This is a genomic window from Spongiactinospora sp. 9N601, from assembly GCF_044326295.1.
Classification (GTDB): domain Bacteria; phylum Actinomycetota; class Actinomycetes; order Streptosporangiales; family Streptosporangiaceae; genus Spongiactinospora; species Spongiactinospora gelatinilytica.
This window is the reverse complement of the sequence record NZ_JBIRBB010000002.1, coordinates 587,727-603,597: the sequence shown is the minus strand read 5'-3', so window position 1 is coordinate 603,597 and position 15,871 is coordinate 587,727. Positions and strand designations below refer to the sequence as shown.

19 protein-coding genes are annotated in these 15,871 nt (G+C 68.6%); 12 read left to right on the top strand and 7 right to left on the bottom strand.

Translation table 11 applies throughout. The annotated features are described in order from the left end of the window. Window positions 1–7 precede the first annotated feature (7 nt). The 3 genes from ACH34R_RS06410 to ACH34R_RS06400 form a co-directional block, all read right to left on the bottom strand. Window positions 8–2,644 (bottom strand): phosphoenolpyruvate carboxylase, encoded by a 2,637-nt coding sequence (locus ACH34R_RS06410; protein WP_397560341.1) that lies wholly within the window; start codon window positions 2,642–2,644, stop codon window positions 8–10. Between the two features lie 69 nt (window positions 2,645–2,713). Next, window positions 2,714–4,339 carry a hypothetical protein gene (locus ACH34R_RS06405; protein ID WP_397560340.1) on the bottom strand — a complete coding sequence of 542 codons (1,626 nt, stop codon included), beginning with the start codon at window positions 4,337–4,339 and terminating at the stop codon, window positions 2,714–2,716. Continuing rightward, complete coding sequence (locus ACH34R_RS06400; protein WP_397560339.1) at window positions 4,315–5,085, bottom strand: ABC transporter ATP-binding protein; 771 nt, start codon at window positions 5,083–5,085, stop codon at window positions 4,315–4,317. Before ACH34R_RS06400 ends, ACH34R_RS06405 begins: the two co-directional genes overlap by 25 nt. Window positions 5,086–5,240: 155 nt before the next feature. On the opposite strand from ACH34R_RS06400, the gene ACH34R_RS06395 reads away from it, so the two are divergent. The 6 genes from ACH34R_RS06395 (at window position 5,241) to ACH34R_RS06370 (ending at window position 7,823) form a co-directional block, all read left to right on the top strand. Continuing rightward, a complete protein-coding gene (locus tag ACH34R_RS06395; RefSeq protein WP_397560338.1) occupies window positions 5,241–5,585 on the top strand; it encodes a DUF6247 family protein in 345 nt (114 codons plus the stop codon). Between the two features lie 18 nt (window positions 5,586–5,603). Then, on the top strand, window positions 5,604–5,852 hold the full coding sequence (locus ACH34R_RS06390; protein ID WP_397560337.1) for a hypothetical protein: 249 nt from the start codon (window positions 5,604–5,606) through the stop codon (window positions 5,850–5,852). A gap of 217 nt (window positions 5,853–6,069) precedes the next feature. After that, the gene (locus tag ACH34R_RS06385; protein ID WP_397560336.1) at window positions 6,070–6,213 is read left to right on the top strand and encodes a hypothetical protein; all 144 of its coding nucleotides are present in this window, start codon (window positions 6,070–6,072) and stop codon (window positions 6,211–6,213) included. Window positions 6,214–6,459: 246 nt separating this feature from the next. Continuing rightward, window positions 6,460–6,753 carry a hypothetical protein gene (locus ACH34R_RS06380; RefSeq protein WP_397560335.1) on the top strand — a complete coding sequence of 98 codons (294 nt, stop codon included), beginning with the start codon at window positions 6,460–6,462 and terminating at the stop codon, window positions 6,751–6,753. 3 nt (window positions 6,754–6,756) lie between these two features. Then, window positions 6,757–7,104, top strand: coding sequence for a DUF1036 domain-containing protein (locus tag ACH34R_RS06375; RefSeq protein WP_397560334.1), 348 nt, complete (start codon window positions 6,757–6,759; stop codon window positions 7,102–7,104). 215 nt (window positions 7,105–7,319) lie between these two features. Continuing rightward, window positions 7,320–7,823 (top strand): RICIN domain-containing protein, encoded by a 504-nt coding sequence (locus ACH34R_RS06370; protein ID WP_397560333.1) that lies wholly within the window; start codon window positions 7,320–7,322, stop codon window positions 7,821–7,823. Window positions 7,824–7,935: 112 nt separating this feature from the next. Here ACH34R_RS06370 and ACH34R_RS06365 read toward each other — a convergent pair whose 3' ends face one another. The 3 genes from ACH34R_RS06365 to ACH34R_RS06355 all read right to left on the bottom strand — a co-directional run bounded on the left by ACH34R_RS06365 (window position 7,936) and on the right by ACH34R_RS06355 (window position 9,335). After that, entirely contained in the window at window positions 7,936–8,166 is a 231-nt protein-coding gene (locus ACH34R_RS06365) for a DUF397 domain-containing protein (RefSeq protein WP_397560332.1), read from the bottom strand. Between the two features lie 105 nt (window positions 8,167–8,271). Then, a complete protein-coding gene (locus ACH34R_RS06360) occupies window positions 8,272–8,502 on the bottom strand; it encodes a DUF397 domain-containing protein (RefSeq protein ID WP_397560331.1) in 231 nt (76 codons plus the stop codon). Then, window positions 8,484–9,335 (bottom strand): Scr1 family TA system antitoxin-like transcriptional regulator, encoded by an 852-nt coding sequence (locus tag ACH34R_RS06355; RefSeq protein ID WP_397560330.1) that lies wholly within the window; start codon window positions 9,333–9,335, stop codon window positions 8,484–8,486. Before ACH34R_RS06355 ends, ACH34R_RS06360 begins: the two co-directional genes overlap by 19 nt. Before the next feature lie 224 nt (window positions 9,336–9,559). On the opposite strand from ACH34R_RS06355, the gene ACH34R_RS06350 reads away from it, so the two are divergent. From ACH34R_RS06350 to ACH34R_RS06335, 4 genes are all read left to right on the top strand, one after another. Then, window positions 9,560–10,039, top strand: a complete 480-nt coding sequence (locus tag ACH34R_RS06350) for an ATP-binding protein (protein ID WP_397560329.1) — start codon at window positions 9,560–9,562, stop codon at window positions 10,037–10,039. A 250-nt stretch (window positions 10,040–10,289) separates the two neighbouring features. Next, the gene (locus ACH34R_RS06345; RefSeq protein ID WP_397560328.1) at window positions 10,290–10,424 is read left to right on the top strand and encodes a hypothetical protein; all 135 of its coding nucleotides are present in this window, start codon (window positions 10,290–10,292) and stop codon (window positions 10,422–10,424) included. 137 nt (window positions 10,425–10,561) lie between these two features. Next, a complete protein-coding gene (locus ACH34R_RS06340) occupies window positions 10,562–10,942 on the top strand; it encodes a hypothetical protein (RefSeq protein WP_397560327.1) in 381 nt (126 codons plus the stop codon). Window positions 10,943–11,069: 127 nt separating this feature from the next. Next, the gene (locus tag ACH34R_RS06335) at window positions 11,070–13,487 is read left to right on the top strand and encodes an NACHT domain-containing protein (RefSeq protein ID WP_397560326.1); all 2,418 of its coding nucleotides are present in this window, start codon (window positions 11,070–11,072) and stop codon (window positions 13,485–13,487) included. Here the strand turns inward: ACH34R_RS06335 and ACH34R_RS06330 are convergent. Continuing rightward, window positions 13,447–14,073, bottom strand: a complete 627-nt coding sequence (locus ACH34R_RS06330) for a TetR/AcrR family transcriptional regulator (protein WP_397560325.1) — start codon at window positions 14,071–14,073, stop codon at window positions 13,447–13,449. The two genes, ACH34R_RS06335 and ACH34R_RS06330, sit on opposite strands and share 41 nt — an antisense overlap. 86 nt (window positions 14,074–14,159) lie before the next feature. Between ACH34R_RS06330 and ACH34R_RS06325 the strand changes: the two genes are divergently transcribed. Then, window positions 14,160–15,143 carry an SDR family NAD(P)-dependent oxidoreductase gene (locus ACH34R_RS06325; RefSeq protein WP_397560324.1) on the top strand — a complete coding sequence of 328 codons (984 nt, stop codon included), beginning with the start codon at window positions 14,160–14,162 and terminating at the stop codon, window positions 15,141–15,143. A 193-nt stretch (window positions 15,144–15,336) separates the two neighbouring features. Next, on the top strand, window positions 15,337–15,759 hold the full coding sequence (locus ACH34R_RS06320) for a PPOX class F420-dependent oxidoreductase (RefSeq protein ID WP_397560323.1): 423 nt from the start codon (window positions 15,337–15,339) through the stop codon (window positions 15,757–15,759). Window positions 15,760–15,871: the final 112 nt, after the last annotated feature.

Below are 15,871 nucleotides of genomic sequence, written 5' to 3'. Positions count from 1 at the left end.
GGCGTGATCAGCCGGTGTTCTGGAGGCCCGCGGCCACGCCGTTGACCGACAGCAGCAGGAGCGTGGAGAGCTTCTCCCGCTCCTGCTCCGGCAGCGTGTCGCCACCGGCCCGCAGCGCGGCCAGCGCGCGGAGCTGGAGGTGGGACAGCGCGTCGACGTACGGGTCGCGAAGCTGCACGGCCCGCGAGAGCACCCGCCTGCTCTCCAGCAGCCGGGTGTGCCCGGTGACCATCAGCACCAGGCGGCGGGTCAGGTCGTACTCGGCGAGCACCTGGTCGGTGTAGTCGGCCCGGCCGCCGAGCGCGAGGTAGCGCTCGGCGATCGACCGGTCGGTCTTGGCCAGCGACATCTCCACGTTGTCCAGGAGCGAGGCGAACAGCGGCCACTCCCGGTAGGCGGCGCGCAGCTCCTCGATGCCGGACTCGGCCATCACGGCGTCAAGGCCGCTGCCCAGGCCGTACCAGCCGGGCAGGTTGACCCGCGTCTGCGCCCAGGCGAACACCCACGGGATGGCCCGCAGGTCGTCGAGCGAGCGCGGCGCGCCCAGCCCGCGCCGGGCCGGGCGCGAGCCCAGCCGCAGCGCGCCGATCTCCTCCAGCGGGCTGACCAGCGCGAACCACTCCGGAAAGCCCGGTGATTCGGTCAGCGCCCGGTAGGAACGCTCGGAGGCGGACGCGACCCGCTCGGCCAGCCCGCGGAACCGGTCGGCCGCCGCCGCGGTACGCTGCCCCACCGCGTCGGTGGAGGCCAGCAGCACGGCGTGGGTGACCTGCTCGGTGTGCCTGCGGGCGATGGCGGCGTGGCCGTACCGGGCGAAGATGACCTCGCCCTGCTCGGTGACCTTGAACCGGCCGCTCACCGACCCCGGGGCCTGGGCGAGCACCGCGCGGTTGGCCGGGCCGCCGCCACGGCCGAGGGCGCCGCCGCGACCGTGGAAGAGGGTCAGTCGAACGTCGTTGTCGCGGGCCCAGGCGGCCAGCGCCTCCTGCGCCTGGTACAGCCGCAGCGTGGCGGCGGCCGGGCCGAGTTCCTTGGCCGAGTCGGAGTAGCCGAGCATGACCTCAAGCCGCCGCCCGGTGGCGGCCAGCCGCTCGCGGACGGCGGGCAGCTCCAGCATCCCCGACAGCACGGCGGGCGCGTTGGCGAGGTCCGCGCCCGACTCGAGCAGCGGCACCACGTCGAGCACCGGCGCGCGCTCGCCGAGCGCGTGCCCGGCCAACTCGTAGACGGCGGCGATGTCGTCCGCGCTCCGGGTGAACGACACCACGTAGCGGGAGCAGGCCGTGACCCCGAACCGCTCCTGGATCCACGCCACGACCCGGATGGTGGCCAGCACGTCTTCGGTGCGCTCGGTGACCTCGCCCGCGGCGATCTCGGCGAGCGCGGCGGCGTGGACCTGGGAGTGCTGGCGGATCTCCAGTTCGGCCAGATGGAACCCGAACGTCTCCACCTGCCAGATCAGGTGTTGCAGCTCGCCGTACGCCTGCCGGGCCGCGCCGCCCTCGGCCAGCGACTCCTGGCACACGCGCAGGTCGGCCAGCAGGTCGGCGGGCGAACGGTAGGCGAGGTCGAGGTCGCGCCTGCGGGTCGCGGCGATCCGGGCGGCCACGAACAGCAGCCACTGGCGGTGCGGCTCGCGCGGGGAGCGGGTGGCCATCTCCGAGACGATGTCGGGGTGGGCGTCCTCGGCGTCGGAGATGGCGGCCCGCAGCCGCGCGGACGGCGGGGCCAGCTCGGCCGAGACGGTCAGGCCGCGGCCGATGCGGCCGGCGGTGTTCTCCAGCGCGATCAGCACGTGCTCGGCCTGGATCAGCACGGCCTGGCGGGTCACCGACGAGGTGACGTTGGGGTTACCGTCGCGGTCGCCGCCGATCCAGCTCCCGTAGCGGATGAACGGCCGGGCCAGCGGCGGGCGGGTGCCCGTGCCCGCGCCGAGCGCGGCGTCCAGTGAGCGGTAGACCTGCGGCACGACGCGGAACAGCGTCTCGTCGAAGGCCGCCATCGCGGTACGGACCTCATCGAGCGGGTCGAGCCGGGTGTGCCGGAGCTGGGCGGTACGCCACAGCACGTCGATCTCTTCGAGCAGCCGCCTGCGGGCCTCGGCCCGCTCCCCCGCGCCCCTGGCCGGCGCGTTGTACTCGGCGAGCTGCGCGCTGATCCGCTGGATGGTGGTGGCCACCGCCCGCCGCCGCGCCTCCGTGGGGTGCGCGGTCAGCACCGGGTGCAGCTCCAGCCCGGACACCAGCTCGGCCGCCCGCTCGGGACCGACCTCGTGTACAGCGGCGGCCAGCGACTCCGGGAGCGGCGCGTCGCCGGTGTCGCGGGTGCGCAGGGTGCGGATGCGGTAGTGCTCTTCGGCGAGGTTGGCGAGGTGGAAGTAGCAGGTGAACGCACGTGCGATCTGCACGGCCCGATCGACGGGCCAGCGCGCGACCATCGTGGCGATCTCGTCGATCGGCTTCTGCCGCCTGCGGGCGGCGATCACGCCCTTGCGCAGGCGCTCCACGTCGGCGAGCAGGCCGGGACCGCCGTGCTCGGCGATCACCTGCCCGAGCAGTTCGCCGAGCATGCGCACGTCGGCCCGGAGTTCGTCCGGCATCTCCACGACGGCGCTGTGGCGTTCGGCTGATGCGATGGCGACCATGCCTCGAAGGGTAGCGAGTCGCCGCGCGCGGCCGGAGACCGGTCTCACCAATTGGACTAGACCACTGGATCACGTCGGGCGGGAGACGGCTGAGAGAATCTCCGGGAAACGCGCGTACCCGATGTGCCCGGCCACCCGGCGGCCGGCCCAGGCGATGAGCAGGCCGTACGGCAGCGCGGCCAGGCTCGCCCACGGCAGGCCCAGCACCACGGGGACCACCACCGGCAGCGCCACCATGCTGGAGACGACCATGGCCAGCAGGGCTCCCGCGAACGCCACACCGCCCTGCCCGGGGGCGGCCCCGGTGAAGGCGTTCAGGCGTTCGGGGGCGGTGTACGGGCACAGGACACTGATGATCGCGCCCACCCCGAGCGCGACGGCGAACAGCCCCCAGGCGGTCAGCATGGCGGGCAGCGCCCAGATCGGCGTGCCGGACAGGATCGCGGTCACGATGGACACGAGGGCGATCAGCGGGCCGGCCAGCAGCGCGACCGCGAGGTGGCGTCCGGCGAGGTCGGCGCGCAGCGCCCGGCCCGAACCGTAGACGACGGCGTTCATCCACAGGGCGCGGCCGTCCAGGGCGAAGGCGTTGGCCGACTGCATGCCCATCACCAGCGCGCCCAGGCAGGCCGGGCCGACGGCGGTGGCGAGCGTGCTCGGCAGCTCGCTGTCCTGGGTCAGGGAGTAGGAGATGACGCCGCTGACCATGATCGCGGCCAGCCAGGAGATCCGGCCCCTGGGGTCCCTGCGGGCGTACTTGAGGTCCTTGGCGACCACGGCGGCCACCGGCCCGTCGGGGAGCAGCCCCGCCACGCCGCGCGACCTGCGCACCTTGCTGCCGCCCGCCTGGGTGGAGGCGTCGGTGGTGACCAGGGCCCGGCGCAGGGCGACCATCCACAGCCATCCGACCAGCCCGACCAGTACGGCGAGCGCGGCCACCTCGGCCAGCCCCGCCGCGCCGCCGTCGGCGATGGCGTGCGCGGCCATGCCCGAGGGCGTCCAGCGCATCATCGCCGCGACACTGCCGACGAGCGCCTCCGGGTCGGCGGAGAGGCCCTGGTTGAGCATCAGGTTGGGGATCTGGAGGGCCAGTACGACCAGGATCGCCGACACCGCCAGCAGGTCCCTGCCCCGCCTGCTGCGCAGCACGCCGGACAGCCCCGTGGTGATCGCCCGCGAGGTGACTAGGCACAGCGCGAACAGCACCAGCACGGCGGCGACGCCGAGCACGGCCCCCAACGCGGTCCTGGCCACGCCCGCGACCGCCCCCGCCATGACGATCAGACTGGCCAGCGGCCACGCCCCGGTGGCCGAGGCGGCGAACAGCCCGGCCGTCAGCGGGCCGCTGCGTACGGGGAACAGGGCGAGCTTCGCGGGGTCGAGCGTGTCGTCCACGCCGAACAGCAGGAGCGGTACCACGGCCCAGCTCAGGAAGATCATGGTGAACGCGATGATGCCGACGTCGCGCGCCAGGTCGGGCGAGCCGAAGCGGAGCAGCGACATCATGAAGAACCCGCCGGCGGCGACGATGACCGCGAGGGCGACGGTGAACGCGAAGCCGAGCTGCCTGGCGAGGTCGCCGCGCAGGTTGCCGGCGATGAGCCGCAGCTTGAGCCGTACGAACAGCCCTATGGTGGCGTTGGCCGACAGTCCCCTGGTGGCGCCTTGCGCTACGCCTGTGCCGCTCCCAGCCATGAAAGCCCGTCCTCCTCTCCGCCGCCGTTCCGCACCCCGACCAGGTCCAGGAACGCCTGGTTCAGCCCCCGCTCCCCGCGTACTTCGGCCAGGGGCCCCTGCGCGACGATCCGGCCCCGGTTCATCACCGAGACCCAGTCACAGAGCCGTTCCACCAGGTCCATGACGTGACTGGAGAACACGACGGTCGAGCCTGAGGCCGTGTACCGGCGCAGTACCTCGACCAGCGTGTTCGCGCTCACCGGATCGACGCCCTCGAACGGCTCGTCCAGGAACAGCACCGCCGGGTTGTGCAGCAGCGCGGCGGCCAGGCCGATCTTCTTCCGCATCCCGGTCGAGTAGTCCACGACCAGCTTGTCCGCCGCCTCGACCAGGTCCATGACCTTGAGCAGTTCCTCCGCCCGCCGGTCCACCTCGGCCTTGGGAATGCCGCGAAGCTGCCCGTTGTAGGACAGCAACTCCCGCCCCGACAACCGCTCGAACAGCCGCAACCCCTCGGGCAGCACGCCGATGTTGGCCTTGACCACCACAGGGTCCTGCCACACGTCCACACCGTCGATCTGAATGACCCCGCCGTCCGGCCGCAACAACCCAGTGATCATGCTGAGCGTCGTCGTCTTCCCGGCCCCATTGGGCCCGACCAGCCCCGTAAAACTGCCCTTGGGCACGACCAGATCGACCCCGCCGACGGCGACCTGTTCCCCGAAACGCTTGAAAAGCCCCTGCGTGCGCACCGAATCGGCCATATGCCCCACTCTGCCAGATCAATCACCCCCCATCCCCGGTAAAACAGCCCCCAGGCGGTATTCAGATCACCCGCTCAGCAGGGGCTCGCTGAAGTACCCTGGAGCCGTGCCGGGCCGCGCCATCGGTGGGCGGACCGGTACGGGGAGGGGGCGGCATGAGCGCGCAGCCGTACGACTTCCGGCCGACGGGGCTGCTGCCGGAGAAGAGCCTGCGTGCCATCCGTGCCGCCCTTACCGTGCCGCAGGATCTGGAGGCTTTCGACTCGGGTCTCCGCGTCGTGCTGGCCGAAGTACGGGTTCAACTCGACGCGGCTCGCCTGGCCGACTTCATCGACACCTGGTGGCTGATCGCGTGCGACTCGGTCAAAGACCCCCAGGGGCGCAGCGAGATGCACGAGCGGGCCGCCCACGCCACGGCCGCCGCCGCCCGCGGGGAGCCGTTGCCCAGGGGAGACAAGACCTGGGAACAACTCCTTACCGCACGCGGTGTCCAGCTCTGAGCCTCCGACCGGCCATCGATGTACTCCATCGTCCAGCCTGATCCCATCGCTCGGGAGCAGATGATCGCACTGCCGGACGACGCACTCCTTTACTTGTCGGATGCGTTCAAGCTCCTTCAACTCGCGCCGTGGAGTGGAGATGCGTTCGACCCGGCCAACCCCGAAGGCAACCTGCGGACCTTGAAGTTCGGGGGGCGCGGGCTGATGACCTATCTGGTGTTGGAGCCCCAGCGCGAGGTGTACATAACGCGCGTGCAGTGGATCTGACTCCAGGAGGGCCCTCCCGGATCGTGAACCGTTATCTGCTCGTTCATCACCGTCGCCAAGGGCGCATCCCGAGTGTGCGGTCGTTCCCAGATACGCGCGGGGCTCTGCGAGGGCGTCTCGCCGCCGAGCGAAAGCACATCGGAGACCCTGACATCGAAGTCGTCGTGCTCGGCGCCCGCTCGGACGCACGGCTGCGCCGGTGAAGACGGCGTAGGCGGTGGTGACCAGCCCAGGGTCGGTCGCGTACGTGGCCAACTGGGCCGGGGCGGCGAACGGCTGCCGGTCGAACCAGGCCCGCTGCTCCTCGGTGAACCCGGCCGAGTGCGGGGCCAGGTACCTCGGCAGCAGGCCCGCGAAGTAGACGATCGGGGCACGGACCAGCGCTCCGCCGCCGATCAGGCGCCCCGGGAACCACGCGTCGTGCCAGACCCGCGCCGAGGTCGTCCGCAGGATGTCCTTCCTCATGGGCTCAGGCCGTGGCCAGGGCACAGCCGGCCACATCGTCCGATCGCCACACTCGTACGTCTCTTTGGTTTCACGGGTCGCCGATCACGCGGCCCATCGCATTGGATCGTTTACTCCAGGCTGGGGGATTCCAGAGCTTGCCGTGAAGCGGCTGCGGGAATTTTTCCACTGGATTCATGTCTCGGCATTCAGTCGGGCCCCATACGATCCTGAGCAGGTGATCGAAATGGCGGACGGAAACCGCGAACCCGATCCGACGGCCGCGTTCAACGCGCTGGCGGCAGAGGAAACTCTAGAGGTCGCACGCACGGAGAAGCCGACGCGGGCCGACGTCGCCGCAGCGGCTGGGGTGACGGAAGAAGAGGCGAAAGCACGGTCCGGCGTGGAGGTCGATTCCCGGCCGCTCGCCCAGCAATTCCTCGACTCAAGCGAGTAAGCCATGCAACTGCACTTCCGCAACGTTTACGGCTACCCGCTTTCGGTGGCCATAATGTTCTACTCGCCTGAGACCTGTGCCGAATACGGGCAGTGGGGGACGCGGGGATGGTGGAACATCTATCCCAACGGGCAGACGCACGTCCTCAACACGAACAATCGATACGCGTACTTCTACGCGGAGGCGACGGACGGAGCGACCTGGAGCGGCCAGCCGGGCTCGCCCGTCATGTACGTCACGCAGGCGGCCTTCGACTCGTGCTACCTCATCGGAAGTACCGCCGCGCGCACGGTCCGGGTGAGACGCCTCGACCTCGGCACCGGTGCAGGCATCATCCAGCCCCTCGGCTGAACCGCCCGCCGGCCGGGCGGGCTACCACGCGGAATGCCCAACTTTTATTCGGCTGCCGGAGAAATAGCGCGCTATATAAAAGCGCCCTGCTCTTGCGGCAATTCATCCCGTTTTTGCGCAACGTTCAACCATAGGCAGTGAACGCATCTGGATCGGCGAGCGGGAGCCCATATACGCTCGCGGCGGCAAGGCGCCAGCGAGAAAGGCCGATCCAGATGGCAATGAAAATCCTCAGCAGATTATTCGCCTCCCTGATCGTCATGGTCTCCGTGGTATCCCTGACGACCGTCCCAGCGCATGCGGCGCCGGGCGGCTGGGTGCGAATCCAGCACTTCGGCCCGACTTCCAATCCGTGCTGTGACGGGCGCTACCTTCAGATATGGAAGGTGGGAGCCGGCTTCAGCTACGAATCCAGTTCACGGCGATTCCAGTTCATCAACAAGGGCAATGGCTACGAGATCGTTCAGGACGACCCCGTATGGACCTGCCTCGACGGCAACAACTCGGGCGGCGCTTACGGTCACGCCTGCAACAGCGGTAACTACCAGCGATGGGACATCATCCCGGCCGGTACGCGCTACAGCTTCGACGCCTCCAGGAATGTAGAGGTGTTCCGTCTTCGCAATCGACAGACCGGCGCATGCCTCGACGGCAACGGCAGAAGAGTCTATTCGGGCGGCTGCAACGGCGGCGACTACCAGCTCTGGGGCGGGTGGTAGGCCGTAACACGGTGACACCTGGCGAACGGTGACACCCGGGCGGTCCGACGGTCCCCGCGATCATCCACCTGGTGGACTCGCACACCGCCGACCGCCCGGCTCGCGTGGGGTATCAGGGCAGCTCGAATTCGCCGTTCTTGGCTCCTTCGAGGAAGCAGGCCCACTCGTGCGGAGTGAAGACCAGCGGGGCACGGTCGGGGTCCTTGCTGTCACGGACTGCGACCAGGCCAGGGATGTTCGTGGCGACCTCGACGCAGCCATTGGTCGCCTGGTCGGTCGACATCTTCGCCTTATGCCAAACGGCATGACTCAGGTCTCCACTGCTCAGGCTTGTATAATCCATTCTTCCATCACATCCCTAATGGCCGGGGAGGGGCAGGCCCCAGAATAGGCTTCCGGATGAATCGAGTGCCTGCGATCAACTACATCGACCTTCGGTATGAGCGCTCTAGGGTAGCTCGAATTCGCCGTTCCTGGCTCCATTGAGGAAGCAGGTCCACTCATGCGGAGTGAAGACCAGCGGGGCACGGCCAGGGTTCTTACTATCACGGACAGCCACCACGCCAGGGATGTTCGTGGCGACCTCGACGCAGCCACCGCCAGCGTGGCCCCCTGATATCTTCGCCTTACGCCAAGCGGCGCTGGTCAAGTCGACACTGCTCAGATCTGCTTGCTCCACTTTTCGATCGCATCCCTGATCATCTGCTGTGACTGCTTTTTGGGGTAAGCATGCGCCCGTACTGTGTCATGGTACTTGTGGTGCTGGGCGACAACCAGGGAGTCAGTGATCACGTGCCCGCCTGCGGTGGACTCCACCAGCACGGCATCGCCATGGTCGAGAACCTCGGCAAGCGCAAAGCTGCCCATCAGGGCAACGGCGCAATCCGTAGCCGCTGGGACTATTTGAATGGTGACGGCCGAGTGGGCGGATATCTCCAATAGAAAGCGAAGCTGCTCGACAAGCACGGCAATTCCGCCGATAGGCCGGTGCAACACTTCCTCATCGATCAGATCCCAGATGGCCGGCGGAGGATCCCTGTCCAAAAGCACCTTGCGCTGCATCCGGATGCGGATCTGCTCCTCAATCCATTCAGGGTCTCGCGGAGCAGTCGGCGACGCTGTGAGGAGCGCCCTCGCATAAGCGTCAACCTGGAGGAGCCCATACACGACCATGGGGGACCAGGTTCGTAGGACGCTTGCACGGGGCTCGATCTCGTCTGCCCACCTGACCGACCATCGCGGTGAGCGCATCTCCCGGACCATCCGCTCGTAGATCTGGACGAACACCCGCTCTTCAGTCAGCCCGAAGAACTGGTCGAGCCGCTCGGCCTGGTCTCGCTGTGGTGTCCGCTTGCAGTTCTCCAAGGCACTGATGAGGGACTGATCACAAGCGAGGGCCCTTGCCACCTGCTCCTGGGTCAGGTTTCTCAGCTTGCGGTATTTCCGCAGCTCAGCCGCAAAGGCAGCCTGCGCCGACGTACGGGGGTCGAGGTTTCGCGAGTTGGCTGCCATCCTGCCTCCCAGGACAGATCAGGTAGCTCAGGACCGGGATATGACTAATAGCAAGCCCGTTTTGTCATATCCGTCGTTCGACGTCCTTCGCTGTCAAGAGATAACCGCCCTCATGGTACGGGAGAACAGGCAATCTGATCGGGCAGCATGTGTTTTCCGGCCGACCGCAATTACATGAAGCCGGACATTGGCACAGTAGCCGACATACCACCCCTGGATCGCCCATGCCCAGCGCGACAGAATCCCCGATACTCCGACACGACGCCCTTACCCTTATCGCTCTCCCCAACTCCATTCATATCGGGCGCACGTACACGACGGCCGTTCTGCGTGGCTGGGGCCACTTAGACGATGACTTCCTCGCCGACGCGCAGCTCATCGTTTCGGAGTTGCTGACCAACGCCGTGGACGTGCTCGGCTTCACGGACCCCGGCGCGGTCATCACCGCCCGTGCCATCGTGCGCGTCTACCTGTCCGAGCTGAGCGACTGTGTCCGCATCGAAGTGTGGGACCCGCACCCCCGCATACCGCAGCCGCGCGGCATGCCGCCCGCCGATGCCCTGCGCGGCCGGGGCCTGGAGATCGTCCGGCACCTCGCCCGCGACTCCGGATACAGCGTCCTCGCCGACGGCCCCCAGGCGAGCGGAAAGACCGTCTTCGCCACCCTCCCCTTCCCCGAGGAAGGACCGCCGTCCGCCCCCTAGCTCCCCGCCAGACGGCAGCCGACGAAAGGAGATCCATGGCCCGATAGCGAAGTCACGAACCCGTGCCCCCGGCGCTCAGCAAAGAAGCCTGAGACCACTTCCCAGGCCGGGGGCACACCACCTGAATATCCACTACATACCAGAAAGCAGGCCAGTGACTCCCGACCTATACGCACTCCCCGCCGCCAATGCCACGCTTGTCCGACTGTGCGGCGGAAACAACAATGAGGACGGAGAAGGAGAAGCCTGCATGCTGATCGGCCGAATCCCCGAAACGTCCGACGCCTACCTCATCGCCGACAGCAAGAACCCGGCCGCCTCCCCCCTGCGGTTCACCGAAGCCGAACTGCGGGCCGCCGGTATCGACACCACCGCCGTGCGCTGAGCGGCCTTCCCGACGCCCCCGCTTGTGATATTTACGGCGGGGGCGTCATCAGCATAAGGAAACCGATGCCAAACGTAGATCACTTCCATGCGTACCAATGGATCGGCCAGCGCGCCGCCCTGGACAAAATTGATGGATTGCGGAGTACCCCCCTCGATCTCGGCAATCCCGAGTTCCGCAGCGCCGCCTGCCCGCCGTTCCGAATGTGTGACTACCTGCTCAAAGCCCCCACCCAGATCCAAAAGACCGCCGACACCGTGGACGAGGCGGTCACCTGGCTCGCGGAGCGCTTCGACGAACTCGCCCCCGCGTTCGCCTCCCGCGAGGCGATGGGCCCACTGGCGGACCGCGCGTACCTGCTCGCCGCCGCCGGCGGCCACCTGGCCGAGGCCGACAGCGTGTGCTGGGGCTTCTGGCTGACGGCAGAACGCTACGGCACCGTCGCCGTCGTCCACTGCCCCGATTTCCACGCCCCCGGCTACCCTTGCCCGGCAGGCAGGAAACGAAAGGGCGATTGAGAGTGGATTGACGGGCGGGGCCGGAGGTGCCTCCACCATTAGCCACAATCACGACATTTGCCGCATTCAATCCAGAAATGCGCAGCACGGTTGTCTGATCGACGGCTATTCCGACACCATACGGAGGATGGGCCGACGCTCAGCACAACGCGCCGCACTCGCCGCGCTGGCCATCGCTTCGCTGGCGGCCACAGCGATCATAGTGGCGCGCGCGGTGGAACCAGGCGCGAGGGTCACGGTGAACGACCTCGTCATCCTCACCGTGGCCATAATTCCGTGGACAGTGGCGATAATCGCCTGGGCCAGGCGACCGGCCGCCGCCCCCGCCGATGTGAATGCCGCCGCCGACGCGCTCGCCACCTTGGTAAAGGAACAATGGCAGGCCGAGGCGCGGCATCGCAGGCTCAGCGACCCCAAGCCGATTCCGGTCCCATGGGAGATGGCCAGAGATCAAGAGAGAATGAGCCGATCCCATCTGATCGGCCGGAACCTCTCCGCATTCTCCGGACGCAGCGACGACGTACCGGGACTCATCGCCTTCTTCCGCGATCTCGGTCAGCGGCGGCTGATCATCACCGGCGAACCGGGCACCGGAAAGACCACGCTGGCCATGCAGATGCTCCTCGGACTCCTGGACGCCCGCGCCGAGCACAAGCGGTCGGCCTCCGGTGAGATCGTCCCGGTGCCCGTGCTGATCCCGGTCAGCGGGTGGGACACGAAGGTCCATCGCCGCCTGCACGACTGGCTCGCCGTACGACTGGCCCAGGACTATCCGGCGCTCGCCGCCACCGAGCATGGCAACAGTGTGGCCGCCCGGCTGGCCGGCGGCGGGCACATCCTCCCCGTGCTGGACGGCCTCGACGAGATGGAGCCACCCGCCCGCGCGGAGGTGATCAGGCTGCTCAACGCCTCCCTGGGCGAGCACGACCAACTGATCCTCACCAGCCGTCGCGCGGAGCTGGCCGATGCGATCACCTCCGCCGGACGTCCGCTGAACGCGGCGGCGATCATCTCCCCGCTGACGGTGTCCCAGTCCGCCGGTGCGGACTACCTGGGCGACTGCCTGGCCGCCTCGCCCTCGCGGGCGTGGCAGCGCGTGCTGAACGCGCTCGGCGACCACATCGCCCCGCGCATGACCGCGCTGGATCTGTGGCTCATCCGTGCCGTCTACGTGGACACCGGCAAAGACCCCGCACCGCTGATCAAACTGCTGGACGGACCGCACGCCGAGCTTCGCGCCCATCTCCTGGACCAGCTCATCCCCTCACTCATCGAGACCCGGTTGCCCAGCGCCGATCCGGCGGACCATTTCCGCCCCTCCCGACGGCTGGACCCATCCGCCACCCGCCGCTATCTGACCTCTCTGGCCGCCCGCTTCCCACCGTCAGGCAACAGTGACATCGCCTGGTGGCGCCTGGCCGGCACGTCGCGCGGTTTTCCGCTGAAGGTGGGAGTGGCGACGTTCCTGTGCTGCGTACCGGTGTTCAGCGTCACCCTCGGAATCGTCGCCGCGCTGGCGCAGATCATGATGGTGGGTGGGCCGACCGTCCTGTTCTCGTTGCTGGCGGGCCTGTCAACGGGCGTACTGCTCGGCGCGCCGTTCGGCATGGCGTTCGGTGCGGCGGCGGCCATCGCGGCCATGGGCCGCCCTCCTGACCGGACATCCGTGAGCCGTGCGCGCGCCTGGGCGCGCAACATGGCGCGCGGGCTGTTCCCCGGGGCCGCCGCCGGTTGCACGGTGGGACTGTGGGCGTGGGCGGCCATGGGGCCGCCTGCCGGAATCTTGTTCGGCCTCGTCAGCGGTTTCGCCACCGGGGCGGTGGCGACGGGCTCGTGGGCCGACGAACTGCCCGGCTACGCCGGTCTGCGCCGACGCCGGCACCCGAAGGCGCGTTCGCTGCCCCGGGACCTGCTGCGCGGGATGGCGTTCGGAGCGGTGTTCGGTCCACTGTGCGGGCTGGTGTTCGGGGTGATGGGCGGGGTGGCCACCGGAGTACAGTTCACGCTCATCGGCGGGATCATGTTCGGCGGGGCGTTCGGGCCGGTGATCGGACTGATCAGATGGGCGGAGTGGCCGCTGGCCGACGAGGTCGGCACGCCGCTGTCCAGCTATCGCGCCGACCGTGACCTCACCCTGTTGCGGGCGACCGCGAGCGCCACGTTCTTCGCGCTCGCCATCGGCGCGACACTCGGCGTGCTGATGTCCCGCTCCCTCACTCCTGAACTGGCCGGGCAGGCGTTCATGGTCGGGCTTTCGATCGGATTCGGCTTCGGCTGGGTGTTCGGGCTGGTCGCCGGAAGGCATCATGCCTGGCTCGCGCTGACGTTCACCGTCGTGCCGCTGGCCCTCGTCGGGAAACTGCCCTGGCGGTTCATGGGGTTCCTGGACGACGCCCATCGGCTCGGACTGCTGCGCGCGGTCGGTCCGGTGTACCAGTTCCGTCATGCGGCGCTGCACGACCATCTCGCCAAGGCCCATGCTCCCCAGCGGGCCGAACGGCCCCTCAGCCCGGCGGTCGGCTCGTCAGGCGCCGGGAGCCCGTGACCAGGTCCATCGCCTGGCGCATCGCGTCGCGTACGGCCTCGGGCCGGTCGCCGCGCTGGAGGCTGGCCATCGTCGCCGCGCTCACCGCGCCGATCGCCGCGCCCACCAGCGCGGCGGCGGCGACCTCGTCGACTTCGGCCGGGTATGCCTGGTGCAGCGCGCGGGCCAGCTCGGTCTGCGCGGCCATGTAACGCTGGAGCAGGCGGGCCTGCAACACCGGGGCGGACCCGGCGAGGCGGGCCCGCAGGGCGGCGAGGCCGCTGCTCAGGTCGCTCTCCCAGGTGTCGGCGATCATGTGCTCCATCGCCCTGACCAGGACATCCGCCAGCCGATCTGTGCTACCGCGCTCGGCGACCGCTTGCAGCGCGAGGTCGATGCGCACGTCGGCGTTGGCGAACAGCACGTCCTCCTTGGCCGGGAAGTGGAGGAAGAAGGTGCGGGTGGACACGTCGGCGGCCTCGGCGATCTCGGCCACGGTGACCGCTTCGTACCCCTTCTCGGCGAACAGGCGGACCGCCGCCTCCACCAGCGCCTGCCGCGTGCGCTGCTTCTTCCGCTCTCGCAGCCCTGTGCTCTCCGTCGTCATTGCCACATCCTATTGCACCTGGTGCATCACTTCATGCAATGTAGTGTTACATCGAATGAAGTGAACGACCGAGCGAGGAGGGGCACATGGGAAGCCTGGACGGACGCGTCGTACTCATCACCGGCGCCGGGCGCGGCATCGGGCGCGAGGAGGCGCTGTACTGCGCCGGGGAAGGCGCGAAGGTCGTCGTCAACGACCCGGGAGTGGCCATCGACGGCACGGGCGGCGACGCGAGTGTCGCGGCGGCGGTGGTCGAGGAGATCACCGCGCGCGGCGGGCGGGCGGTCGCCAACACCGACAGCGTCTCGGACTGGGACGGCGCCCGGCGGATGGTCGAGATGGCAGTGGAGGCGTTCGGTGACCTGCACGTACTCATCAACAACGCCACCATCGAGCGCAACCGGGGGATGGCCGACCTGGGTGAGGAGGACTTCGATGTGGTGGTCGCGGTCAAGCTGAAGGGCACGTTCGCGGTCACCCGGTGGGCGGCCCGCTACTGGCGCGAGCGGTACGCGGCCGGCGAGCGGGTGGACCGGGCGGTCATCAACACCTCATCCGGGTCGGGCCTGCTCAACCCGCTGCCGGCCCAGGCGTCGTACGCGGCGGCGAACGCGGGCGTCGCGGCGATGACCACGGTGGGGGCGCTGGAGCTGGGGCGGTACGGGGTGCGGGTCAACTGCATCTCGCCTTCGATGGCGCGTACCAGGCTCACGCTGGAGGTGCCTGGGATGAGCGAGAAGCCGGCCGGGGGGTTCGACCCGCTGGACCCGGCGACCAGCGCGCCTGTAGCGGCTTACCTGGCCTCGGCGGGGTGCCCGCTGACAGGGCAGGTGCTGTCGGTCCGTGGGGGGTCGGTGGCGGTGAACCATGCGTGGTCGCGTGGGGAGCGGGTGGAGAAGGACGGGATGTGGACGGTGGAGGAGCTGGCTGAGGCGATGAAGGGGGTTTCGATGGACGACCCCTTCGACAAGCTGGCTCAGGCACTGGGCGGGGCTTTGGGGGCCACCGGGCACGCGCAGATCCAGGAGATGATCAACACTCTGCTGGATGGCGGGTCCTCGGAGGAGTGACCTGGGGCGCTCTGGTGTCGTGGGCGTGGCGGCCGGTACGGCGAGCGACCACGGCACCGGGGCGTACTTCGGCCACGGGATCCCCGCGCGTGCGGGGAGCGTGGCCGATGTCCCTTGGGAGCAGTCATTCGTCAGGACGCCGGGCGCGGTGAGGGCATAGTTTGGGCCTTTGGTCACGAGATGGGGAGAGTACATGTCATTCACCGAAGAAGAGGTCGAGTACCTGCGCTCGCAGTCACTCGGGCGACTGGCGACCGTCGGCGGTGATGGGCAGCCGGATGTCGTTCCGGTCGCTGTTGAGTACGACGGGACCTTTCTGTGGGTCGGTGGGGGTGCCACCGTCACTCGGACGCGGAAGTTCCGCAACGTCGGGACAGGGAGCGACAAAGTGGCTCTTGTCATCGATGACATGGTTTCCGTAGACCCGCTCATCGCCCGTGGGATACGGATCTACGGCCTCGCTGAGCAACCGTTCGAGCGAGTCGGCATGGTCGGCCCCGGCACCTATATCCGCATTACACCCACGGTGTCATGGAGTTGGAATCTCTCCGGCGAACCCGCTGGGGACGACTGGTACGACATGCGGAAGGCCGTTCATTCCCCTCCTCAGCAGTAGAGCGGGGCCCCTGTGAGTTGCCGGGGGCGCGAGCGCCGGGCGAAGCCCGGCCCTAGGAAGATCGTCCGAGCGCAGCGAGGCCGGTTTTGCGCGAAGCGCCAGGCAGTACGGC

What these genes read in the sequence shown, in the direction of transcription:
- ACH34R_RS06320 (WP_397560323.1), top strand. Translation starts at nt 15,337, where the DNA reads ATGTCATTCACCGAAGAAGAGGTCGAGTACCTGCGCTCGCAGTCACTC.
- ACH34R_RS06410 (WP_397560341.1), bottom strand. Translation starts at nt 2,644, where the DNA reads ATGGTCGCCATCGCATCAGCCGAACGCCACAGCGCCGTCGTGGAGATG.
- ACH34R_RS06350 (WP_397560329.1), top strand. Translation starts at nt 9,560, where the DNA reads ATGCCCAGCGCGACAGAATCCCCGATACTCCGACACGACGCCCTTACC.
- ACH34R_RS06335 (WP_397560326.1), top strand. Translation starts at nt 11,070, where the DNA reads ATGGGCCGACGCTCAGCACAACGCGCCGCACTCGCCGCGCTGGCCATC.
- ACH34R_RS06355 (WP_397560330.1), bottom strand. Translation starts at nt 9,335, where the DNA reads ATGGCAGCCAACTCGCGAAACCTCGACCCCCGTACGTCGGCGCAGGCT.
- ACH34R_RS06375 (WP_397560334.1), top strand. Translation starts at nt 6,757, where the DNA reads ATGCAACTGCACTTCCGCAACGTTTACGGCTACCCGCTTTCGGTGGCC.
- ACH34R_RS06405 (WP_397560340.1), bottom strand. Translation starts at nt 4,339, where the DNA reads ATGGCTGGGAGCGGCACAGGCGTAGCGCAAGGCGCCACCAGGGGACTG.
- ACH34R_RS06345 (WP_397560328.1), top strand. Translation starts at nt 10,290, where the DNA reads ATGCTGATCGGCCGAATCCCCGAAACGTCCGACGCCTACCTCATCGCC.
- ACH34R_RS06330 (WP_397560325.1), bottom strand. Translation starts at nt 14,073, where the DNA reads ATGACGACGGAGAGCACAGGGCTGCGAGAGCGGAAGAAGCAGCGCACG.
- ACH34R_RS06365 (WP_397560332.1), bottom strand. Translation starts at nt 8,166, where the DNA reads ATGGATTATACAAGCCTGAGCAGTGGAGACCTGAGTCATGCCGTTTGG.
- ACH34R_RS06390 (WP_397560337.1), top strand. Translation starts at nt 5,604, where the DNA reads ATGTACTCCATCGTCCAGCCTGATCCCATCGCTCGGGAGCAGATGATC.
- ACH34R_RS06400 (WP_397560339.1), bottom strand. Translation starts at nt 5,085, where the DNA reads ATGGCCGATTCGGTGCGCACGCAGGGGCTTTTCAAGCGTTTCGGGGAA.
- ACH34R_RS06325 (WP_397560324.1), top strand. Translation starts at nt 14,160, where the DNA reads ATGGGAAGCCTGGACGGACGCGTCGTACTCATCACCGGCGCCGGGCGC.
- ACH34R_RS06395 (WP_397560338.1), top strand. Translation starts at nt 5,241, where the DNA reads ATGAGCGCGCAGCCGTACGACTTCCGGCCGACGGGGCTGCTGCCGGAG.
- ACH34R_RS06370 (WP_397560333.1), top strand. Translation starts at nt 7,320, where the DNA reads ATGGCAATGAAAATCCTCAGCAGATTATTCGCCTCCCTGATCGTCATG.